A 20,653-nucleotide genomic window follows, 5' to 3' on the forward strand; every position below is an offset into this window, starting at 1 on the left:
CCCGCTCACTGGTGAGGCGGAACCGCGCTCACTCGCGGAAGAATCCCCTCACTCGCCGGAGTGGGGGCGGTAGGTGGTGCCGCGGAGGACAATCGCCGTCGGCCGCTGCGTGACGCTCACGTCCGCCCGGGGGTCGCTCGGGTAGACGACGAGGTCCGCGCTCGCCCCGTCGGTGATCCCGTCCACGCCGAGGTAGTCCCGCCCGCGCCAGCTCGCCGCCGCGAGCACGTCGGCGTGCGGGAGTTCTAGCTCGGCGCACGCCACCAGCTCGGCCGGCAGCGTCCCGTGGTCGAGCGTGCCCCCGGCGTCCGATCCCATGAGGAGCGGCACGCCCGCCGCCACGACCTCGCCCCAGAAGTCCCGCCGCCGCTCGTGCATCGCCCGCATCCGGGCGGCGTAGATCGGGTACTTCGCCACCGCCTGGTCGGCGAAGTCGCCGAACTGGGACGTCTGCCGGGCCGTCACCGTCACCGGGACGCCGCGAGCGGCGAGCTCGGCCATGTGGTCGGTCGTCATCCCGGTCCCGTGCTCGAGGCAGTCGACGCCGGCCGCCAGGCAGTCCTCGACCGTCTCGGTGGCGAACGTATGGATCGTCACCCGGGCACCGTTCTCGTGCGCCGCCGCGACGGCGTCACGGAGCACCTCGCGCGGCCACAGCGGCGTGAGGTCGGCGTCGGCCCCCATCGACCGGTCGATCCAGTCCCCGACGAGCTTGACCCACCCGTCCCCGCGCCGCGCCTCCTCGGCCACGACCTCGGGCAGCAGCGCGACGTCGTCGAGCTCGCGGGCGAAGCTGCGGATGTACCGCTTGGGCCGGGCGATGTGCCGGCCGGCGCGGATCAGCCGGGGCAGGTCGTCCCGGTCGTCGACCCAGCGGGTGTCCGCGGGCGAGCCCGCGTCGCGGACGAGCAGCACGCCGGAGTCGCGATCCGCGACCGCCTGCGCCTCGGCCGTCGCCTCGTCCACGGCCCCCTCGGCGCCGAGGCCGATGTGGGCGTGCACGTCCACCAGGCCCGGCACGACGACGCCGCGCACCTGCTCGAACGAGTCCGCCCCGGGCGGGGGAGAGAGGTGGATCCGTCCGTCCGCCACCCAGATCTCGGACAGGACGGTGGTGTCGTCGACGACGACGGTGCCGGTCAGGTGCAGCGGGCGTGACGGGTCGCTCATAGGAGGAGGGTGGCACGCGTTGACGGTTCATCGGTTCTGTGGTTCATTAGTCGAGTAATGAACCGATGGGGAGGTGGTGGCATGTTCGACGGACCGGAGCCGATCTATCTCCAGATCGCCGAGCACCTTCGCCGCCAGATCCTCACGAGCAACCTCCGGGAGGAGGAGCAGGTCATGTCGACCACCCAGTTCTCGACCACGTACCGGATCAACCCGGCCACCGCCGCAAAAGCGTTTGCGCTGCTGGTGGACGAGGGCATCCTGTACAAGCAGCGCGGCGTCGGCATGTTCGTCGCCCCCGGGTCGCACGCCGCCCTGCTGAGGAGCAGGCGTCAGGCGTTCTTCGCCGAGCACCTCGACCCGGTGCTCGCCGAGGCAGAGGCCCTGGGCATCGGCGCCGACGACCTCATCGCGCACATCAAGGGAGCGACGTCATGACCGGCTACCGGGTCGAGCTCGACGAGCTCGGCGTCCGTCTCGGCCGCACGCAGGCGCTCGACGGAGTCACGGCGACGATCGAGCCCGGTGCCATCACCGGCCTGCTCGGACGCAACGGTGCCGGCAAGTCCACGCTGCTCGGCGTCGCCGCCGCCCTGCGCCGGCCCACAACGGGGCGCGTGCGCGTCGAGGGCGCCGACCCCTTCGAGAACGAGACCCTCATGGAGGGCACCTGTCTCGTCCGCGAGGCCGGCGACCTCCTCACGACCGAGAAGGTCCGCACCAACGTGAAGTTCCTGCGCGAGACCCGCCCCCGGTGGGACCAGGCGTTCGCGGACGAGCTGCTCGACGCGTTCGAGGTCGACCCCAAGAAGTCGGTCGACGCCCTGTCCCGAGGGCAGCGCTCCGCCGTGGCTGCCACGGTCGGGCTCGCCTCGCGGGCGCCGCTGACGATGTTCGACGAGGTCTACCTCGGGATGGACGCGCCCTCGCGCCAGCTGTTCTACGAGCGGCTGCTCGCGGACTACGCCGAACACCCGCGCACGATCGTCCTGTCCAGCCACCTCATCAACGAGATCGAGCAGCTGGTCGAGCACGTGATCATCCTCGACCGCGGCGGGCTGCGGATGGCCGGCGAGGCCGACGAGCTCACCGCCGGTGGCGTCACCATCACGGGCCCCGCCGACGCGGTCGACCGCGCCGTCGCCGACCTCGAGGTCCTCGCCGAGCGCACCCTCGGCGGCACGAAGGAGGCCGCGGTCTACGGCCGGCTCGACCGGGTCGCCGCCCGCGAGCTCGAGGACCAGGGGCTCGCCGTCGGCCGCCTCGGTCTGCAGGAGCTCGTCATCCACCTCACGGAGCGCACGACATGACCTCCACCGACCCCACCCTCACCACGCCGACCACCGTGTCCACCGTCGGTCGACGCGCCCGCCCGCAGTGGGTGCGCGCGGCCGCGTCGATGCTCTCAGTGCACGGCGTCGTCGGGGCGTGGTTCTGGGTCGGGGCCGTCGTCCTGGTCACCCTCGCCACCCTCGTCGTCGACCGCTTCACCACCGTGCGGGTCTCGATCCTGCAGTACGCCTCCTACGCGATGCTGTGGTTCCCGTTCTCGATCGCCGTGGTCGTCGCGGCCGTCCTCACGGTCTACGTGGCCAACGGGATGACGCGACGCTCGTTCATCCGCGGGGCGCTCGCCTCGTCGGTCGTCGTTGCGCTCGGGTACGGGTTGGTCATGGCCCTGCTCCTGCTCGTCGAGGGCTGGATCTACGGCGCGCTCGGCTGGGCGCACGGCGCCATGGGTACCGACGACGACGGGATCGTCGAGGGCATCTGGGAGTCCGGGCTGCTCGCGCCGTGGGGAGTCGCGACGCTCATGGTGCTCGCCGGTCTCGTCTCCGGGCTCGCGGTCGGCGCCGGCTACTACCGGTTCGGCGGACTGCGCGGCACCGTCCTGCTCCCGTTCGCGCTCCTGCCCGTCCTCGGCGCGCAGGTACTCATCGACCTCGGCCGGCCCGACTCGGTCGGCCACCTCGCCGGCCTGGGGGACTGGGTCTACCCGATCGTCGGCGCCGCGACCCTCGTCCTCGCGGCCTTCGTCGTCGCCGTGCTCCGGCGTGCCCCGATCGGCGGCGTCGAGGCCTGAGCGCCCGCGACCGCCCACCGGTACGTGCCGCCGCCCGGCACCTACCAGCACGTACCGCCCACCAGTACCTACCGCCCACCAGCTCCGCACCTATCGCACCCCGAAGGAGGGGACCCCAGTGTCATCCGCCATCGAGATCACCAACCTGCGCAAGACCTTTGGCCAGAAGGTGGCCGTCGCCGACGTCAGCCTGAGCGTCGAGCCCGGCGAGATCGTCGGCATCCTCGGCCCGAACGGCGCCGGCAAGACCACCACCGTCGAGATCCTCGCCGGCCTCCAGCGGCCCGACTCCGGCACGGTCCGGGTCCTCGGGATCGACCCGCAGGCCGACCCCGTCGCGGTCCGACAGGTCCTCGGCGTCCAGCTCCAGGAGTCCAAGCTCCCGGCCAAGATCCGGGTCGAGGAGGCGCTGCACCTGTACGCGGCGTTCTACCCCGAGCCCGCCGACGTCGACGAGCTCATCGCCATGCTCGGCCTGACCGGCTCCCGGCGCACCGCCTTCGACGACCTCTCCGGGGGACTCCAGCAGCGCCTGTCGATCGCGCTCGCCCTCGTGGGCAGCCCGAGCGTCGTCATCCTCGACGAGCTGACCACGGGACTCGACCCGGTCGGCCGTCGGGAGACCTGGAAGCTCGTGGAGAAGGTCCGCGACTCCGGGGTCACCGTCCTGCTCGTCACGCACTTCATGGACGAGGCAGAGCAGCTCGCCGACCGGATCGTCGTCATCGACGCCGGCCGCGTCGTGGCCACGGGCACGCCCGAGGAGCTCACCGCGGCCGGCGGCGCGGAGACCGAGCTCACGCTCGGCCTGGCCGGGTTCCTCGACGAGGTGACTCCCGGCGACGAGACGCGCGACGCCGAGCCTTCCGGTGTCACCACCACCGCCGGCGTCACCGGCACCCGCACCGACCCGGTCCGGGCGCTGCGCGAGCTCGACGGCGTCACCGGCGTCACGCGCAGCGGCAGCACGCTGCGCGTCACCGGCGGCCCGCGCGTCCTCCCGGACGTCGTCGCCGCCCTCGACGGCATGGGCATCGTCCCGGCCGCGCTCAACACCCGCACCCGGACGCTCGAGGACGTCTTCGTCGACGTCACCGGGCGCGAGCCCGAGGAGGTTCCCGCATGACCGCCATCGTCCACGACCCGCCCATGACCAGGCCCGCGCCCCGTCGCGGCGCCCCACGCGGCCTGGCCGCCCTGGTCCGCTCCGAGCTCGTCCTGTTCTCCCGGGACCCCGGCTCGGTCTTCTTCGCCCTGCTGTTCCCGACGGTCCTCGCCGTGGGGCTCGGCTTCGCCCTGCCCGGCATGCGCGACCCGATCGAGTCCCCGGGCAGCGTCTACGACGGCGCACTCGTCATCGCGATGTTCATGCCCGTCATCATGGCGACCGCGATCGCGGCGCCCGCCCTGACCACCCTGCCGTCGTACGTGGCCGGATACCGGGAGCGCGGCGTCCTGCGTCGGCTGGCCGCGACCCCGATGCGACCGCACGGCATCCTCATCGCCCAGGTCGTCGTCAACGTCATCGCGTTCGTCGCGGCCGCGGCCCTCGCGCTGGGTCTCTCGGCGATCGTCTTCGACCTCGAGCCCGTCCGGCAGCCGCTCCTCCTCGTCGCGGCGTTCCTGCTCGGGGCCGCCGCCACGTTCGGCATCGGACTGCTCATCGCCGCCCTCGCCGCCAAGGCGTCCACGGCGAACGGGCTGGGGATGCTCGCCTACTTCCCGCTGCTGTTCTTCGCCGGCCTGTGGACGCCGGGGCCGATCATGCCCGACATCGTCGAGTCGATCGCCCGGTTCACCCCGCTCGGCGCCGCCAGCCAGGCGATGACCGAGGCCTGGTTCGGCACCGACGTGCCGTGGCTGCAGCTCGGCGTCATGGTCGCCTACGTCGCCGTGCTCTACCCGCTGGCCTCGCGTCTGTTCCGCTGGTCCTGACCCGGCGGTCGGGTCGGGAGCGGCGCTCCCGCTGGTCCTGACCCGACCGCCAGACCCGACCGGCCTACCCGACCGCCCCACCCGACCCGACAAGGAGTCCTCATGACCGCCCACCCGCCGATCGGCGCACGGCTCCAGGACGTCGGCGTGCGCTACGGCGCAACCGCCGCCCTGGACGGCGCCACGTTCGACGTGCGGCCCGGCGTCATCACCGGGCTGCTCGGCCGCAACGGATCGGGCAAGACCACCGCGCTGTCGCTGCTGGCCTCGTACCGCCGCCCGAGCTCCGGCCGGGTGATGGTCGGGGGCCGGGACCCCTTCGAGCACGCGCCGACGCACGCCGCGGTGTGCCTCATCCGTGAGTCCGGCGACTTCGACACCGACGACAAGGTCAAGGACGTCCTCGAGCTGTGGTCGTCCTTCCGCCCGGCCTGGGACCAGCGCTGGGCGGAGGAGCTGCTCGACCGGTTCGAGGTCTCGACCACGCGCGGCCTCGGCAAGCTCTCGCGCGGGAAGCGGTCGGTGGTCGGGGCGGTCGTGGGGCTGGCCTCGCGGGCGCCGCTGACAATGTTCGACGAGGTGCACCTGGGGATGGATGCGCCCACCCGGGTGGCGTTCTACGACCTGCTCGTCGCCGACTACGCGGCCCACCCCCGCACGATCGTCGTCTCGAGCCACCTCATCTCCGAGATCGAGCACATCCTCGAGCGCGTGGTCGTCCTCGACGCCGGACGCGTCGTCGCCGACACGACGACGGACGAGCTGCGGTCCATGGGGGCCCGCCTCACCGGCCGCGCCGACGTGGTCCGCGCGGCCGCCGCCGACCACCGCGTCCTCGCCGAGCGCGAGCTCGGGCCCACCGCCGAGCTCACCGTGGTCGGCCTCGACGACGCCGCGCGCACCGACCTGGCCGCCCGCGGCATCGGCGTCGAGCCGGTCGGCCTTCAGGACATCGTCATCCACCTCACCGGGAGCCCCGCATGATCCCCGACGACGACGACGAGACTCCGGGCGCGAGCCCGCACCGCGCCCGGAGCGCCACCCCGGTCGAGACGCCCGGCACCACCCCGGTCGAGACGCCCGGCACCACCCCGGCCGCGACGCCGGCACGGGTGCCCGCCCCGTGGCGGGCGGCGACGACGAACCTGGGTGCCGTCCACCTGATCTTCGCGCTGGGCGTGGTGGCGGCCGCGGCGCTCGTGCTCTCGGTGGTGGTGCTCATCGTGCACCTCGCCGGAACGCCCGGGCAGTCCTATCTCCAGTACGGCTTCCAGCTCCAGGTGTGGTTCGCCATCGGCATGCCGGTGTGGGCCGTGTTCGCCGGGCTGGACACCCTCGTGCCCGCCGGGTCGACCCGCAGGGCGGTGTGGATCGGCACGCTGGTCGGCGCCTGCGTGAGCGTCGTGCTCGCCGGCGCCCTCAGCACGGTCGTCCTGTGGCTGGAGTCGCTCGTGTACGACGCCGCCGGCTGGGCCCACGTCGCCCGGGTCGAGGACGGCGTGGCCGAGCCGGGCGTCTGGTCGGACGGCTGGCTCGCCCTCGGCCTCGAGCGCTGCGCCGTGCTGCTCGGAGCGACCTTCACGGGCACCCTGCTCGGCGCCGCCTTCTACGGCCTGGGCTACCTCGGCGCCGCGCTCGCCCTCCCGCTCTCGCTCGTGCCCGTCGTCGCCGTGGGGCTGGTCACCGGGAGCGACTCGCTCCCGCTCGTCTCGCGGCTCGACCTGCCCGGATGGGCGGACGGGACGCCGGCGGTGCCCCTCGGGGTGCTCCTCGCCGTCGGTGCCCTGGCCGCCCTCGGCTCGTGGCTGCTCATGCGCGCGGTGCCGGTGCGGATGCGCCCGCTGTGACCGCCGCCGGACCCGACCGAGAAAGGCCCCTCATGGACCTGCCCCGACCCGTCGGAGCCGCGCTTGACGGCGTCGGTGTGCGGCTCGGCCGCACCACCGCCCTCGACGGCGCCACCTTCGACGTCCGACCCGGGACGATCACCGGTCTGCTCGGCCGCAACGGCTCGGGCAAGACGACCGCCCTGTCGCTGCTGGCCGCGTTCCGCCGCCCGAGCTCCGGCCGGGTGACGATCGACGGCCGCGACCCGTTCGACGACGCCGCGCTCATGCCCGCCGTGTGCCTCGTGCGCGAGTCCGGCGACGTCATCCCGGACCAGTCGATCAGCGACACGTTCTCGCTCGTGGGGATGCTCCGTCCGACCTGGGACCAGCGATGGGCGGAGGAGCTCCTCGAGCACTTCGGGATCGGGCTCGACGAGCACCCGAACCAGCTCTCGCGCGGCAAGCGGTCGGTGGTCGGTGCGGTCGTGGGGCTGGCCTCGCGGGCGCCGCTGACGATGTTCGACGAGGTGCACCTGGGGATGGACGCGCCGACGCGGGTGGAGTTCTACGACCTGCTCGTGGCCGACTATGCCGAGCACCCCCGCACGATCGTCATCTCGAGCCACCTCATCTCCGAGATCGAGAACGTCCTCGAGGACGTGGTGCTCCTGGACGTGGGCCGGGTCCTGCACTCCGGCGGCTCCGAGGAGCTGCGGGCACGCGGCGCGACCCTCACCGGCCGCACCGAGGTCGTGCGCGAGGCGAGTGCCGACCTCACCGTGCTGTCCGAGAGGACACTGGGACCGACCACCGAGCTCACCGTGCTCGGCACGATCGACCACGCGCGTCGCGCCGAGCTGGCCGTCCGCGGGGTCGGCGTGTCCCACGTCAGCCTGCAGGACATCGTCATCCACCTCACCGGGAGCCCGTCATGACCACGCTCGTCGCCCAGCCCCGGATCGCCGGGCCGCGCCGGCCGCAGTGGCTCGTCGTCACCGGCTGGACGGCCACCGCGCACGCCTCCATCGGCCTGATCTCGCTCGGCGCCGGCGTCCTGCTCTCGGCGCTCGTCCTCACCGTGATGTCGGTGTGGTTCAGCGTCGACCGGTCCTTCGTCGTCACGCTGTCCTCGATCTTCATCGGCATCCCGTTCGTCGTCGCGCTCTCGGTGGCCCGGCAGCACGTGGCCGCGTTCGTCCCTCAGGGGGCCACGCGGCCGGCCGTCGTCCTCGGCAACCTCGCCGCCGCGCCCCTGGCCGGCCTCGTCTGGGCGGGCGTCGGTACGGCCCTGGTCGCGGCCGAGGCGCTCGTCTTCCGTGTCGCCGGCTGGGAGCACGCCTTCCGCGACGCCGACGGCGCCGCGCCCTGGGAACGGGGCTGGTGGTTCCTCGCGCTGATCTGCCTGGTCAACGTGTTCGGCACCGCGCTGTCCGGATCGCTCGTCGGCGTGTTGTTCTACCGGTTCCACGGCGGAGGGGTGCTGGTCGCGATCCTGCTGCTCGTGCCGTGCATGGTGCCCGTGGCGGCGACCGTCGCGCTCGTCTCCGGCTACGACCTGGGCGGCCCCGCCTTCGACGCACTCCTCACGTTCGACCGCTCGCCGGGGCTGCGTGCGGGCGTGCTCGCGGCGGTCGTGGCGGGGTCCGCGGTGGGTCTCGGCCTCCTGCTGCGCAACGTCCCGGTGCGCAGCACCGGCTGAGGGCCCCGGGGTCCCGCGGGACGTGGCCGACGGCACGCCTGCCCGGCGAGCTCGGCCGGTGCCCGCGGGGGAGATGTCTGGCACAATGATCGGCTGTACACCGATGTGCGCGGGCCCCTCTCTCCCGCGCGGGTCGTGTCCCGGGCAGCAACCACGGTCGTGTTCCCACCGGCCGCGCGCGCACGCCCATCTGAACCCCAGAACCAGGAGCACCCACACCCGTGGCAGTCAAGATCCGACTCAAGCGTCTCGGCAAGATCCACTCCCCGCACTACCGCGTGGTCGTCATGGACTCGCGGACCCGCCGTGACGGCAGGGCCATCGAGGAGATCGGCCTCTACAACCCGATGGAGGAGCCCTCGCTCATCCAGATCGACTCCGAGCGCGCGCAGTACTGGCTCGGCGTCGGCGCCCAGCCGACCGAGCAGGTCGCGGCCCTCCTCAAGGTCACCGGCGACTGGCAGCAGTTCAAGGGCCTTGACGGCGCCGAGGGCACGCTGCGGACGAAGGACGCCTCCGAGGAGACTGTCGCCGCCGCCCGCGCCGAGGCCGTCAAGGCTGCCGAGGACGCCGCCGAGAAGCGCAAGGCCGACGCGTCGGCCAAGAAGTCCGCCGACGAGGCCGCGGCCGCCGCCGAGGCGAGCACCGAGGAGTCCGCCGACGCGGGCGAGGCCGACCAGACCCCGGCCGAGGACGCCGCCGAGGCCGAGGCTCCGGCCGAGGAGGCCTGACGTGCTCGCCGACGCCCTCGAGCACCTCGTGCGCGGGATCGTCGACAACCCCGACGACGTCCGGGTCGCCGAGCGCTCGCTGCGCCGCGGCGACCTGCTCGAGGTCCGGGTGAACCCCGCCGACCTCGGCCGCGTCATCGGCCGCCAGGGTCGCACCGCCAAGGCGCTGCGCACCGTGGTCGGCGCGCTGTCGACCTCGGGTCCCGTGCGGATCGACGTCGTCGACACCGACCGCCGCTGACCGACCGACGCCGGACCCGGCCCGCCAGGCGGGCCGGGTCCGGCGTCGTTCCAGCACCGAGGCCGTCCCACCACCGAGGCCGTCCCACCACCGAGAAGGAGTCGCCGTGCAGCTCACCGTCGCCGTCGTCGGCGCCCCCCACGCGCTCGGGGGCGAGGTCCGGCTCGACGTCCGCACCGACGACCCCGATCGCCGCCTCGTCGTCGGTGCCACCCTCGAGACCGACCCCGCCGACGCCGGACCGCTCGAGATCACGAGCGTGCGCGTCGATCGCGGGTCCCGCTACGTCCGGTTCGCCGGCGCCGAGGACCGCACCGCCGCCGAGTCCCTGCGCGGCGTCCGCCTGGTCGTCGAGACCGACGAGGAGGACGACGAGGAGGACGCCTGGTACCCGCACGAGCTGCGCGGCCTGCGCGTCGAGCACCCGGACGGGCGTCACGTCGGCGAGGTCGCCGACCTTCGGCCCGCGCCCGGGCACGACCTGCTGCTCGTCCGCGAGGCCGGCGGCCCCACCACCCCGGTGCCGTTCGTGCGCGCCCTCGTCCCGGTCGTCGACGTCGCCGCGGGCAGGGTCGTCATCGACCCGCCGCGCGGCCTGCTCGCCGGCGACCCCCTGCCCGACGACTCAGCCTCGCCCGCCGACGGCGCCGCGGACACGGGCCGAGGCGCCGCCCCGGGGACGACGGGCGACTGACGTGCGCATCGACGTCGTGACGATCTTTCCCGACTACCTCGCACCGCTCGACCTCAGCCTCATCGGGAGGGCCCGCCGTGACGGGCTCGTCGACCTCCGGGTCCATGACCTGCGCGACGTCACCACCGACCGCCACCGCACCGTCGACGACACGCCCGCCGGCGGGGGAGCGGGGATGGTCATGCGCGCCGACGTCTGGGGCGACGCGCTGGACCCGCTGCTCGCCGGCGGCGGCGTGCTCGCGATCCCGGCGCCCGCGGGCACCCCGCTCACGCAGGCCACCCTCGAGGAGCTGGCCGCCGCCGGCGAGCCGCTGGTGATCGCGTGCGGCCGGTACGAGGGCATCGACGGCCGGGTCGCCGAGCACTACCGGGAGCGCCCGGACGTGCGCGTGCTCGAGTACTCCCTCGGCGACTACGTCCTCAACGGCGGGGAGGTGGCCGCGCTCGCGCTCGTCGAGGGCGTCGTGCGGCTGTTGCCCGGCGTCGTCGGGAACCCCGGGTCGCTGACCGAGGAGTCCCACGCCGGCGACGGCACGCTCGAGTACCCCGTCTACACGCGGCCCACGAGCTGGCGCGGCCTTCAGATCCCCGGCGTCCTCACGTCCGGCGACCACGGGGCCGCGGCGGCATGGCGGCGGGAACGCTCGCTCGAGCGGACCGCCGAGCGCCGTCCCGAGCTGATCGACGCGCTCGACGCCGGCGGCCTCACCCGCGCCGACCGCCGCACGCTCGCGGGGCTCGGCCGGGTGGTCCCGGACGGCGCCGCCCACCCCGTGCCCGTCACCGTCCGTGCCGCCACCACGGACGACGCCGAGGCGGTCGCCACCCTCGCCGCCGACACCTTCGCGCTCGCCTGCCCGCCGGGCACCGCGCAGGCCGACATCGACGCCTTCGTCGCCGAGCACCTCACGGCCGAGCGCATGCGCGACCACGCCGCCTCTGCCACCGCGATCCTCCAGGTCGCCGCGACGGGCGGTGAGGGCGCCGGCACGGTGGTCGGCTACACGCTCACCCACCTGCCCGCCCGGGCCGAGGACCCGCCGTACGCGGACGACGTCGCCGGCCTCGTCACCGCGCGCCCGGCCGCCGAGCTGTCGAAGATCTACGTCGCGGCCGAGATGCTGGGCTCCGGCCTGGGCCGCATCCTGCTGGAGGCAGCGGCGTCCGCCGCCGCGGCCTCGGAGGTCGACGGCTCTCCGGTGCGTGCGCTGTGGCTCGGCACGAATGCGCGCAACCGCCGTGCCCGGAAGGCCTACGAGCGCGCGGGGTTCGTCGTCGTCGGCCCGCGACGGTTCCGGGTCGGCGACCAGGTGCACGACGACGTCGTCATGGTGCGCGACCTCACGTGAGCGGGTGCGGCGCCCGCCCTGGGGGTGGGCGCCGGGTTGTGGCAGGATGGACCGGCTTGCGCGGCACAGCCGCGGCCACCGACCTGCCGCAGGGGGTCCTGGCCCGAGCAGGCACCCGAACCGACACGGCGCGACGCGCCGACCAGCCGGCCGTGACCTGCGCGCACGGGCGAAGGAGAGAAGCTCATGCAGACCCTGGACTTCATCGACAACGCGTCGATCCGCACCGACATCCCCGAGTTCCGGGCGGGCGACACCGTCAAGGTCAACGTCAAGGTCGTCGAGGGCACCCGGTCCCGCGTCCAGGTCTTCCAGGGCGCAGTCATCGCCCGCCAGGGCCAGGGCGTCCGCGAGACCTTCACGGTCCGCAAGGTGAGCTTCGGCGTCGGCGTCGAGCGCACGTTCCCCGTGCACGCCCCGTCGATCGACTCCATCGAGCGCGTCTCCCGCGGTGACGTCCGCCGCGCCAAGCTGTACTACCTGCGCGAGCTGCGCGGCAAGGCCGCCAAGATCCGCGAGAAGCGCGACAACACCTGAGTCCGCGTCGGCCCCCGGAGTACCCGGCGGGACGATCCGGAGCGACGCCCGGCGGACGGAATGTCCGCCGGGCGTCGCTGCGCGCGGGATAACGTGAGGATCGACGGCGGCGGGACCGCCCAGCGTGCGGGCATCCCGGCCGGCCGTACCGAGGAGGACGCATGACCGAGTCGCTCACGCCCCCGAGCGCACCGACCCCCTCGGAGACCGACGGGCCGACGACCGACGGGCCGACGGGCGACGGGCCGGTGGACGACGGGCCGGTGGACGACGAGGCCCCGCGCAGGCGCGGCACCGGCAGGTCGGCCCGGCGGGGCGGCGTCGGTGCGTGGCTGCGGGAGACGGCCATCGTCGTCGTATGTGCGCTCGTGCTGTCCGTCCTCATCAAGACGTTCCTCGTGCAGGCCTTCTACATCCCGTCGGGATCGATGGAGGAGACCCTCGAGGTCGGCGACCGGGTGATGGTGAGCAAGCTGACCCCCGGGCCGTTCGATCTCGAGCGCGGCGACATCGTCGTGTTCCTCGACCCGGGCGGCTGGCTCGAGGAGGAGCCGGAGCAGTCCACCAACCCGGTCCGGCGGGCGGTCACCGATTCGCTGACGTTCGTCGGGATCCTGCCGCAGGACGCGGGGCAGCACCTCATCAAGCGGGCCGTCGGGCTGCCGGGCGACACCGTGACCTGCTGCGACGCCGACGGCCGTCTCATGGTCAACGGCGAGCCCGTCGACGAGCCGTACCTCGCGCCGGGGGCGAACCCGTCCAGCCTCGAGTTCGAGGTCGTCGTGCCCGAGGGGCACTTGTGGGTGATGGGCGACAACCGGGACAACTCGGCGGACTCCCGCGCTCACATGGGCGGCCCCGGGGGCGGGTTCATCCCGATCGACAACGTGGTGGGCACCGCCTTCGCCACCGTGTGGCCGCTGAGCAACGTCACCTGGCACTCCGACCCGGAGGAGACGTTCGAGGACGTCCCCGCACCGTGAGCACGTCCCCGAGCGCAGCAGACGGGCCCGGTCCGGCGTCCCGTTCCGCCCGGACCGGCGGGTCGTCCCGTACCGCGCAGCCCGGCGGGTCGTCCCGTTCCGCCCGGCCCGGCGGGACGTCCCGTTCCGCCCGGCCCGGCCCGGATCTGAGCCGCGAGCGCGAGCTTCTCGCCGACCTGCCCGACGACGCGGTGGTGCTCGGCGTCGACGAGGTGGGTCGCGGTGCGCTGGCCGGTCCAGTGACGATCGGCGTCTGCGCCGTCGGGCGGGCGGTCGGCGAGATGCCCGTCGGGCTCACCGACTCCAAGATGCTGCGCCCCGCCGCGCGGGAGGCCCTCGTGGAGCCGGTGCGGCAGTGGTCGGCAGCCTGGGCCGTGGGCCACGCGTCGCCCGCCGAGATCGACTCGCTCGGCATCCTGGCCGCTCAGCGGTTGGCCGCCCGTCGGGCGCTGGCCGTCGTGCGGAGCGAGCTCGCCGCCGCCGGTCTCGTCGCCGGGGCGACGATCCTCGACGGCGCGCACGACTGGCTCGCCGAGCCGGTGGCGGACCTGCTCGCCCTGGTGAGCGACGACGTCGTGCCGCCGCCCGGTGACTCCCCGCGGGCCTGGGACGTCCCCGTGCTCTGCGAGGTCAAGGGTGATATGCGGTGCGCGTCGGTGTCCGGGGCGAGCGTGCTGGCCAAGGTCGAGCGCGACGCGCTCATGGTCGAGGCGGCGCTCCGGCCGGAGCTCGAGGTCTTCGGGCTGGCCGGCAACAAGGGTTACGGCTCCGCCCGTCACCTCGCGGCGCTCGCCGACGTCGGCCCCAGCGACTGGCACCGGCGCTCGTGGCGGCTTCCCACCCGTCGGGGTGCATGATGGGGCGGTGAGTGCCGAGGACCTGGAGAACTACGAGACCGAGCTCGAGCTCGGCCTGTACCGCGAGTACCGCGACGTCGTGAACCTCTTCACGTACGTCGTCGAGACGGAGCGCCGCTTCTACCTGTGCAACAGCGTCGACGTCCAGGTGCGCAACGCCGGCGGCGACGTGTTCTTCGAGCTCAACCTCGCCGACGCGTGGGTCTGGGACGTCTACCGGTCGGCACGTTTCGTCAAGAACGTGCGCGTGGTGACGTTCAAGGACGTCAACGTCGAGGAGCTCAACCAGGCGGACATCAAGCTCCCGTAGCCGTGGGCGCCGCTCTGCCGGCGCCCGTCGCGATCGGCCGGGGCATCGCCGCCCCGCTGCCGCGCTGCATCTCCGCGCTGCCGCGCTGCATCTCCGCGCTGCGGCGCGGCATCGCCCCGCTGCCGCGCTGCCAGGAGCTCCACGCGGTCCCCACAGGGCACCCTGTGGCAGGTCCGTCCACAGCCCCGACGACGACGTGCCCCGCCTGACCGACGTCTCGCCTTGGGTGGGTGGCGGAGGTGGTCGAGATGCCGAACGGCACGGGCACGAATCAGGTCGAGGGGACGCCGAGCACGCATGCCGACGCGCGCACGTCCCCGGGGGCGGTGCCGCCGTCCGCCGCCGGGCGGCTGGCGCTCGGCACCTGGGGCGAGCGGGTGGCGGAGCAGCACCTGGAGTCCCTCGGGATCGCCGTGGTGGAGCGCAACTGGCGGGTGCGCGACGGCGAGCTCGACCTCGTGGCGTGGGACGACGAGGAGGGCTCCTGGGTCGCTGTCGAGGTCAAGACGCGGCGCAGCGCGGCGTTCGGCGACCCCGTCGAGGCCGTGACCCGCGTCAAGGCCGCGAGGCTGCGCCGGCTCGCCCGCGCGTGGGTCGTCGCCCGGGCGGTCGGCGATCGGCCCTGGGACCGGGAGGCAGGGCCCGAGGCCGTCCGGAGCGCACGGATCCGGATCGACGTCGTCGGCGTCCTCGTACGCGACGTCGGACCGGTCGTCACGCACCTCAGGTCGGTCGCCTGATGGGGGCCGCCCTCGGGCGGGCGCGGGCGGTTGCCCTGGTGGGAACGACCGGTCACGTCGTCGACGTCGAGGCGCACATCGCCGACGGCCTGCCCGCCTTCACGATCGTCGGACTCCCGGACACGGCCGTCTCCGAGGCACGTGAACGTGTCCGGGCGGCTCTGTCCTCGTGCGGCCGCCCGTGGCGCCCGTCGCGGACGACCGTCAACCTCGCGCCCGCCTCCCTGCATAAGCACGGGACCGGACTCGACCTGGCGCTCGCGGTCAGCGTGCTCGCAGCCGCGGGGGACATCGAGGACCGCCGTCCGCGCATGTTCCTGGGCGAGCTGGGCCTCGACGGACGCGTCCAGCCCGTCCGCGGCGTCCTGCCCGCCGTCCTCGCCGCACGGGACAGCGGCCTCACCGAGGTCGTCGTCCCCGCCGGGAACGCCCCGGAGGCGCGCCTGGTGAGCGGTATGACGGTGCGGGCGGTCGAGCACCTGGCCGACGTCGTCGTCGCCCTGGGTGGCGAAGCGCGCCGCCCCGTGCTCCCGGCCGGCGCGGGGGCTGGCGTCGGTGCCGGGCGGAAGGCCGACGCGGCCGGAGATGCGGCGAGACCCGAGCCGGATCTCGTCGACGTGCTGGGTCAGTCCGCCGCGCGGCGGGCGCTCGAGGTCGCCGCGGCAGGTGGGCACCATCTCCTGCTCCTCGGGCCACCGGGCGCCGGCAAGTCGATGCTCGCCGCCCGGCTGCCCGGACTGCTGCCCGACCTCGACGACGACGCGGCTCTCGAGGTGACGACCGTGCACTCCGTGGCGGGCACGTACTCCGGCGACTCGCTCGTGCGCCGGCCGCCGTTCGAGGAGCCGCACCACACGGCCACCGCGGTCGCCGTCGTCGGGGGCGGTTCCGGTCTGCCGCGGCCGGGTGCCGCGTCTCGCGCCCATCGCGGGGTGCTCCTGCTCGACGAGAGCCCGGAGTTCCCCACCCGCGTGCTCGACACGCTGCGCCAGCCCCTGGAGTCCGGGGAGATCGTGCTGCACCGGGCGGCGGGATCCGCGCGGTTCCCTGCGCGCTTCCAGCTCGTGCTCACCGCCAACCCGTGCCCGTGCGGGTACGCCGACCGGGACGGCGCGCTCTGCACCTGCTCGAGCGCCGTACGGTCCCGTTACCTCGCGCGGCTCTCCGGCCCGCTGCTCGACCGGGTGGACCTGCAGGTCAGGGTCAAGAGCGTGTCCCGCGCTGCCGCCGCGGTGCAGGACCCGAGCGAGCCGACCGCGGTCGTCGCCGCCCGTGTCGCCTCCGCCCGGGCTGCGGCCGCCGAGCGACTCGCGGGCACGCGCTGGTCGACGAACGCCGAGGTGCCGGGTTCCTGGCTGCGCGAGCGCACGGGACGCAGCGCCGTGGCGACGGTCGCCCACGCCGTCGACACGGGAAAGCTGACGATGCGCGGGATGGATCGGGTGCTGCGCGTCGCGTGGTCGATCGCGGACCTGGCAGGGAGCACGTCCCCGACCGGTCTGCACGTCGGGGAGGCCACGATGATGAGGACGGAGGGGGTCGGTCGTGGGTGAACGCGGAGGTAAGGGTGCGCCTGGGCGCTCGGAGGAGCTGGTGGCCGCGGCGGCGTGGACGCGGCTCGTGGAGGGGGCCGATCCGCAGGCCCACCGGCTGATCACCGCGCTCGGGGCGGCCGAGGCTCTTGCCTGGGTGCGGCGCGCGGTCGCCGGAACCGTCCTGCCCGCCGTTCCCGCGGGCGTCGAGGTCGGTCGGGGCACCCTCGCGACATCGGTCTCGAGGTGGGCGCCGCGGGTCGAGCATCTCGCTCCCGAGCGTGATCTGGACGCGATCGAGCATCTCGGCGGCTGGTTCGCCGTCCCGGGTGGCCCGGGTTGGGCGGCCGGCCTCGACGACCTCGGGGAGGACGCACCGCCGGGGCTGTGGGGGCGTGGCCGCCGGGATGCGCTCGGCGCCCGCGCCGTGTCGGTGGTCGGTTCACGTGCGTCGACGCCGTACGGGATGACGGTGGGCGCCGAGCTGTCCGCGGGGGCGGCGGAGGCGGGGCTCGTCGTGGTGTCGGGAGGTGCGTACGGCATCGACACCGCCGCGCACCGCGGGGCGCTCGTCGTCGGCGGTCGGTCCATCGGCGTGATGGCGGGCGGGGCCGATCGCTTCTACCCGCAAGGGAGCGCGGAGATGCTCGGGCGGCTGCTCGAGGACGGCGCAGTGGTCGCCGAGGCCCCACCCGGCTCGAACCCGGCGCGGCACCGGTTCTTGTCCCGCAACCGACTCATCGCAGCGATGTCCGGGGCGACGCTCGTGGTCGAGGCCGCGCTGAGGTCGGGCGCGTTGTCCACGGCACGGCATGCGGCAGCGATGGGTCGGCCGCTGGGCGCGGTGCCGGGGCCGGTGACGTCGATGGCGTCGGCCGGGTGCCACCGACTCATGCGCGATCAGGGTGCGATGTGCGTGACGACCGCCGAGGAGCTCGTCGAGCTCGCCCTGCCCATCGGGGCGAGCATCGAGCGCGGCGGTGGCGGTGGTGCGGCCGTGACCCGACCCGAGTCGGTCGGTGGACGTGGGCGGAGCGGTGCCGAGGGTGGTGCGGATGACGGTGGCGACGCAGGGCCCGGCGGTGGCGCCGGTCCCGGTCTGCTCGACGGGCTCGACCCGGTGTGCGCGCGGGTGCTCGACGCCCTGCCGGCGGTCCGTGCCGCGCAGGAGGCGTCGATCATGCGCAACGCCGGGCTCGATGCGAGGTCCGTGCGCTCAGCACTGGGCCTGCTCGAGCTCACCGGCCGCGTCGAGCACGTGGGGGAGCGGTGGCGCAGGGTCGAGGTTCGGCGGGCGTCCTGAGGGGCGGCCTGTCCGGCAGGTCGCCGGTCTGGGTGGCGGCGGTGGAGGGTCGAGGTTCGACGGGCGTCCCGAGGGGTGCTCCGGCCTGCCGGTCGCCGGTCGAGGAGCCGGTGCGGAACTCCGGCGGCACGCGTAGCCTGCGTGCCATGACCGGGACGAACGCGGGTGCGGACTGCGTCGGTACATCTGCACCGGGCGTGACTCGGGCGGAGCTCCTGGCGGGCTTCGAACGTCACCTCGGTCGTGAGCGTGGGCTGTCCGCGCACACCGTGCGCGCCTACCTCGGTGACGTCACCACGCTTCTCGCACACCTCGGGCACTCCGACGACGATTCCGACGTCGATGTCTCGGCGCTCAGCCTGGCGGGGCTCCGGTCGTGGCTCGCCCAGCAGAGCTCCGAGGGACTCGCCCGATCGACGCTCGCCCGGCGTGCCGCGGCCGTGCGGTCCTTCGGAGCGTGGCTCGCCCGCTCCGGGCGGGTCGAGGTGGATCCGGCCCAGCGACTGCGCTCGCCCCGGCCGGATCAGCACCTGCCGACGGTGCTGGGGGTGGACGCCGTCGAGCGTCTCCTGAGCTCGGCCGAGGAGCGTGCCGCCGACGGCGACGCCACACACCTGCGCGACCATGCGGCCCTCGAGCTGCTGTACGCCACGGGTCTGCGGGTCGGCGAGCTCGTGTCTCTGGACGTGGGCGACGTCGACCTGGCCGAGCACACGGTTCGCGTGATCGGCAAGGGGGACAAGGAGCGAGTGGTCCCGCTGGGGGTGCCGGCGGCGGAGGCGATTCAACGGTGGTTGGGGGACGGCAGGCCGGCCCTACCGGTGCGAGCCGGCGAGCGAGCACTTCTCGTCGGTGTCCGTGGCGGCAGGATCGATGCCCGCACGGTCCGCGGGATGCTTCACCGGGCGACGGCGCTCGCCGGCGTGGCGGACCTCGCCCCGCACGGCCTTCGGCACTCGGCCGCCACGCATCTGCTTGCCGGTGGTTCGGACCTGCGGTCCGTGCAGGAGATCCTCGGGCACTCCTCGCTCGCCACGACGCAGCGGTACACCCATGTGAGCCCGGAGCGGCTCCGGTCGGTCTTCTCCCAGGCTCACCCGCGCGCGTAGCTACCGATCCACGAGTAGGTGTGGATCCACCAGGGGGGGCGAGCAGCTCGCGCGCGAGCACTCGCGACCGACGCGCCAGAGGTGCCGGGGGCCGACGTCGGTGCTCGCTTTGCTTCCTCGCAGCCTCGCAGCCTCGCAGCCTCGCAGCCTCGCAGCCTCGCAGCCTCGCAGCCTCGCAGCCTTCCAGCCCGTCGGTCCGGACCGCGTGCCCTGCACCCATGTCCGGGCTGGTGTCGTGGGCGGACAACTGCGTAGACGGCGGCGAGCCTTTATTCGCGTTGGTGCGGCTCGTCGCGGCCGGTGGGTGTCCGGCTGGTGATGGGTCGGCCGTGTTGGTCGTGGAAGTGCCAGTGGCCGGTGCGGCGGGTGATGGTGATGTTGCGGGTGTGGATGAGGTCGTGGTGGTGCCAGCACAGCAGGATGCCGTGCTCGATGCTGGTGGGGCCGTGGTCCTTGTACCAGTGCAGGGAGTGGTGGATCTCGCCGAATCCGGGTGGTTCGTCGCAGTCGGGGTATTGGCAGTGTTGGTCGCGGGCGTGGATGGCCCGGGTCATGTTCGCGGGGAAGATCCGTTTGTCTCGTCCGACGTCGAGGACTGTGGATTCCGGGCCGAAGATGACGCGCATCAGTGCGCTGTCGCAGGCCAGTCGGGCGAGCATCGCGTGCGGGATGGGGGTCCCGTCCTCGAAGGTGGCGGGTTGGATGCCGTCCATCACGCGGGGGTCGATCGCGGCCGAGATCACGTGATCCTCACCGGGCTGCCAGTCGGTCAGCCACTGCCGTGCCGTCTCGGACAGGTCGAAGATCCCCGACCCATCCTGGCTCGCCGACCCGTCGGGGGTGCTGCCACGCTCGTCCACCAGCCCGAAGGTGGCGTCGATACCGAACGCTGCACCGGCGTGGGTGCGGGTGGTGGTGTGGGGGCGGGTGGTGGTGTGGGTGCGGGTGGTGGTGTGGGGGTCGCGGGGTCCGCCGGGGGCGGTCAGGGTCTGCTCGGCGGTGATCGGGGCGACGATCTGCCCGGCGGGTAGTCCCGCATGGGCCTGGCCGTGGTTGGGGGTGAGGTCGTGGGTGGCCAGCCAGCCGGCGGTCGCCGAGGCGGGTGGGATCACGGACCCGGTCGCTTTGGTGAGGGCGGTGAGGGTGTCCAGGGTGGCGGTGATCGTCACGTGCGGACGGACCCGCGCGTTGGCCTGCTGCTCACCTCGGTCGAGGCACTCGTGGGCCAGGGCGACCAGTGCGCCGGCGCGGCGTTGGGCCGGGGTGCGGTCGTCCTCGGCGCCCTTGCGGCCGGCGTGAGCGGTCAGGGCGGTGGTCACGACCTGCCCGGACAGCTCGTCGAGCCACCCCGTGAGGTGATACCCACCCGTGGTCGGGGCGATGGTCAGTTCTTCGCGGGCATCGTCCTGCCGCCAGGCCTTGTCAGCTCCGACCGGGTCGGCCCGAACCTTCCACGCCGGGCGTGTCAGATGGTTTGTGTAAGGGGTGGGGTCAGCGTTCGAAGGAGAACATGCTGTGACCATGACCAAGGAGAGTCCGGAGCGTGCGG

The 20,653-nt window shown here is 73.8% G+C and carries 23 protein-coding genes; 21 read left to right on the plus strand and 2 right to left on the minus strand.

Annotated features, from left to right (window positions below):
• Window positions 1-48: 48 nt before the first annotated feature.
• Window positions 49-1,170 (minus strand): amidohydrolase family protein, encoded by a 1,122-nt coding sequence (locus tag ACPYO4_RS14815; RefSeq protein WP_425710023.1) that lies wholly within the window; start codon window positions 1,168-1,170, stop codon window positions 49-51.
• An 81-nt stretch (window positions 1,171-1,251) separates the two neighbouring features.
• Here ACPYO4_RS14815 and ACPYO4_RS14820 point away from each other — a divergent pair, with 81 nt between their 5' ends.
• The 21 genes from ACPYO4_RS14820 (at window position 1,252) to ACPYO4_RS14920 (ending at window position 19,104) form a co-directional block, all read left to right on the plus strand.
• Window positions 1,252-1,608 (plus strand): GntR family transcriptional regulator, encoded by a 357-nt coding sequence (locus tag ACPYO4_RS14820; protein ID WP_425710024.1) that lies wholly within the window; start codon window positions 1,252-1,254, stop codon window positions 1,606-1,608.
• Window positions 1,605-2,480: an ATP-binding cassette domain-containing protein gene (locus tag ACPYO4_RS14825; protein WP_425710025.1), complete on the plus strand. Its 876-nt coding sequence runs from the start codon at window positions 1,605-1,607 to the stop codon at window positions 2,478-2,480. The genes ACPYO4_RS14820 and ACPYO4_RS14825 overlap by 4 nt, the downstream gene beginning before the upstream one ends.
• The gene (locus ACPYO4_RS14830) at window positions 2,477-3,253 is read left to right on the plus strand and encodes a hypothetical protein (protein ID WP_425710026.1); all 777 of its coding nucleotides are present in this window, start codon (window positions 2,477-2,479) and stop codon (window positions 3,251-3,253) included. Before ACPYO4_RS14825 ends, ACPYO4_RS14830 begins: the two co-directional genes overlap by 4 nt.
• Before the next feature lie 118 nt (window positions 3,254-3,371).
• Complete coding sequence (locus ACPYO4_RS14835) at window positions 3,372-4,379, plus strand: ABC transporter ATP-binding protein (protein WP_425710027.1); 1,008 nt, start codon at window positions 3,372-3,374, stop codon at window positions 4,377-4,379.
• Complete coding sequence (locus ACPYO4_RS14840; RefSeq protein WP_425710028.1) at window positions 4,376-5,188, plus strand: ABC transporter permease; 813 nt, start codon at window positions 4,376-4,378, stop codon at window positions 5,186-5,188. Before ACPYO4_RS14835 ends, ACPYO4_RS14840 begins: the two co-directional genes overlap by 4 nt.
• Before the next feature lie 102 nt (window positions 5,189-5,290).
• Window positions 5,291-6,172, plus strand: a complete 882-nt coding sequence (locus tag ACPYO4_RS14845; protein WP_425710029.1) for an ATP-binding cassette domain-containing protein — start codon at window positions 5,291-5,293, stop codon at window positions 6,170-6,172.
• Window positions 6,169-7,035: a hypothetical protein gene (locus tag ACPYO4_RS14850; protein WP_425710030.1), complete on the plus strand. Its 867-nt coding sequence runs from the start codon at window positions 6,169-6,171 to the stop codon at window positions 7,033-7,035. The genes ACPYO4_RS14845 and ACPYO4_RS14850 overlap by 4 nt, the downstream gene beginning before the upstream one ends.
• Before the next feature lie 32 nt (window positions 7,036-7,067).
• Window positions 7,068-7,952, plus strand: coding sequence for an ATP-binding cassette domain-containing protein (locus ACPYO4_RS14855; RefSeq protein WP_425710031.1), 885 nt, complete (start codon window positions 7,068-7,070; stop codon window positions 7,950-7,952).
• Entirely contained in the window at window positions 7,949-8,716 is a 768-nt protein-coding gene (locus ACPYO4_RS14860; RefSeq protein WP_425710032.1) for a hypothetical protein, read from the plus strand. Before ACPYO4_RS14855 ends, ACPYO4_RS14860 begins: the two co-directional genes overlap by 4 nt.
• 221 nt (window positions 8,717-8,937) lie before the next feature.
• Window positions 8,938-9,447, plus strand: a complete 510-nt coding sequence (rpsP, locus tag ACPYO4_RS14865) for a 30S ribosomal protein S16 (RefSeq protein ID WP_425710033.1) — start codon at window positions 8,938-8,940, stop codon at window positions 9,445-9,447.
• Window position 9,448: 1 nt separating this feature from the next.
• On the plus strand, window positions 9,449-9,688 hold the full coding sequence (locus ACPYO4_RS14870; protein ID WP_425710034.1) for an RNA-binding protein: 240 nt from the start codon (window positions 9,449-9,451) through the stop codon (window positions 9,686-9,688).
• 106 nt (window positions 9,689-9,794) lie between these two features.
• Window positions 9,795-10,382 (plus strand): ribosome maturation factor RimM, encoded by a 588-nt coding sequence (gene rimM / locus ACPYO4_RS14875; protein ID WP_425710035.1) that lies wholly within the window; start codon window positions 9,795-9,797, stop codon window positions 10,380-10,382.
• Window position 10,383: 1 nt separating this feature from the next.
• Window positions 10,384-11,733: a tRNA (guanosine(37)-N1)-methyltransferase TrmD gene (gene trmD, locus ACPYO4_RS14880; RefSeq protein ID WP_425710036.1), complete on the plus strand. Its 1,350-nt coding sequence runs from the start codon at window positions 10,384-10,386 to the stop codon at window positions 11,731-11,733.
• 186 nt (window positions 11,734-11,919) lie between these two features.
• A complete protein-coding gene (rplS, locus tag ACPYO4_RS14885; RefSeq protein ID WP_425710037.1) occupies window positions 11,920-12,270 on the plus strand; it encodes a 50S ribosomal protein L19 in 351 nt (116 codons plus the stop codon).
• A gap of 161 nt (window positions 12,271-12,431) precedes the next feature.
• Window positions 12,432-13,253, plus strand: a complete 822-nt coding sequence (gene lepB, locus ACPYO4_RS14890; RefSeq protein ID WP_425710038.1) for a signal peptidase I — start codon at window positions 12,432-12,434, stop codon at window positions 13,251-13,253.
• Window positions 13,250-14,110 (plus strand): ribonuclease HII, encoded by an 861-nt coding sequence (locus ACPYO4_RS14895; RefSeq protein ID WP_425710039.1) that lies wholly within the window; start codon window positions 13,250-13,252, stop codon window positions 14,108-14,110. Before lepB ends, ACPYO4_RS14895 begins: the two co-directional genes overlap by 4 nt.
• Window positions 14,111-14,117: 7 nt before the next feature.
• Complete coding sequence (locus ACPYO4_RS14900) at window positions 14,118-14,420, plus strand: DUF2469 domain-containing protein (RefSeq protein ID WP_425710040.1); 303 nt, start codon at window positions 14,118-14,120, stop codon at window positions 14,418-14,420.
• Between the two features lie 248 nt (window positions 14,421-14,668).
• A complete protein-coding gene (locus tag ACPYO4_RS14905; protein ID WP_425710041.1) occupies window positions 14,669-15,160 on the plus strand; it encodes a YraN family protein in 492 nt (163 codons plus the stop codon).
• Complete coding sequence (locus ACPYO4_RS14910) at window positions 15,160-16,713, plus strand: YifB family Mg chelatase-like AAA ATPase (protein WP_425710042.1); 1,554 nt, start codon at window positions 15,160-15,162, stop codon at window positions 16,711-16,713. Before ACPYO4_RS14905 ends, ACPYO4_RS14910 begins: the two co-directional genes overlap by 1 nt.
• A complete protein-coding gene (dprA, locus tag ACPYO4_RS14915; RefSeq protein ID WP_425710043.1) occupies window positions 16,706-17,995 on the plus strand; it encodes a DNA-processing protein DprA in 1,290 nt (429 codons plus the stop codon). Before ACPYO4_RS14910 ends, dprA begins: the two co-directional genes overlap by 8 nt.
• A 146-nt stretch (window positions 17,996-18,141) precedes the next feature.
• Window positions 18,142-19,104 carry a tyrosine recombinase XerC gene (locus ACPYO4_RS14920; protein ID WP_425710044.1) on the plus strand — a complete coding sequence of 321 codons (963 nt, stop codon included), beginning with the start codon at window positions 18,142-18,144 and terminating at the stop codon, window positions 19,102-19,104.
• A gap of 269 nt (window positions 19,105-19,373) precedes the next feature.
• Here ACPYO4_RS14920 and ACPYO4_RS14925 read toward each other — a convergent pair whose 3' ends face one another.
• Window positions 19,374-20,627: a DUF222 domain-containing protein gene (locus tag ACPYO4_RS14925; protein ID WP_425710045.1), complete on the minus strand. Its 1,254-nt coding sequence runs from the start codon at window positions 20,625-20,627 to the stop codon at window positions 19,374-19,376.
• Between the last annotated feature and the right edge of the window lie 26 nt (window positions 20,628-20,653).

Source organism: Georgenia sp. Z1491, assembly GCF_049856175.1.
Classification (GTDB): Bacteria; Actinomycetota; Actinomycetes; order Actinomycetales; family Actinomycetaceae; genus JB111.

Bases quoted from the DNA above. Each gene is read 5' to 3' on its own strand.
- ACPYO4_RS14815 (WP_425710023.1), bottom strand. From the start codon at position 1,170: ATGAGCGACCCGTCACGCCCGCTGCACCTGACCGGCACCGTCGTCGTC.
- ACPYO4_RS14820 (WP_425710024.1), top strand. From the start codon at position 1,252: ATGTTCGACGGACCGGAGCCGATCTATCTCCAGATCGCCGAGCACCTT.
- ACPYO4_RS14825 (WP_425710025.1), top strand. From the start codon at position 1,605: ATGACCGGCTACCGGGTCGAGCTCGACGAGCTCGGCGTCCGTCTCGGC.
- ACPYO4_RS14830 (WP_425710026.1), top strand. From the start codon at position 2,477: ATGACCTCCACCGACCCCACCCTCACCACGCCGACCACCGTGTCCACC.
- ACPYO4_RS14840 (WP_425710028.1), top strand. From the start codon at position 4,376: ATGACCGCCATCGTCCACGACCCGCCCATGACCAGGCCCGCGCCCCGT.
- ACPYO4_RS14845 (WP_425710029.1), top strand. From the start codon at position 5,291: ATGACCGCCCACCCGCCGATCGGCGCACGGCTCCAGGACGTCGGCGTG.
- ACPYO4_RS14850 (WP_425710030.1), top strand. From the start codon at position 6,169: ATGATCCCCGACGACGACGACGAGACTCCGGGCGCGAGCCCGCACCGC.
- ACPYO4_RS14855 (WP_425710031.1), top strand. From the start codon at position 7,068: ATGGACCTGCCCCGACCCGTCGGAGCCGCGCTTGACGGCGTCGGTGTG.
- ACPYO4_RS14860 (WP_425710032.1), top strand. From the start codon at position 7,949: ATGACCACGCTCGTCGCCCAGCCCCGGATCGCCGGGCCGCGCCGGCCG.
- rplS (WP_425710037.1), top strand. From the start codon at position 11,920: ATGCAGACCCTGGACTTCATCGACAACGCGTCGATCCGCACCGACATC.
- lepB (WP_425710038.1), top strand. From the start codon at position 12,432: ATGACCGAGTCGCTCACGCCCCCGAGCGCACCGACCCCCTCGGAGACC.
- ACPYO4_RS14905 (WP_425710041.1), top strand. From the start codon at position 14,669: ATGCCGAACGGCACGGGCACGAATCAGGTCGAGGGGACGCCGAGCACG.
- ACPYO4_RS14910 (WP_425710042.1), top strand. From the start codon at position 15,160: ATGGGGGCCGCCCTCGGGCGGGCGCGGGCGGTTGCCCTGGTGGGAACG.
- ACPYO4_RS14920 (WP_425710044.1), top strand. From the start codon at position 18,142: ATGACCGGGACGAACGCGGGTGCGGACTGCGTCGGTACATCTGCACCG.
- ACPYO4_RS14925 (WP_425710045.1), bottom strand. From the start codon at position 20,627: ATGGTCACAGCATGTTCTCCTTCGAACGCTGACCCCACCCCTTACACA.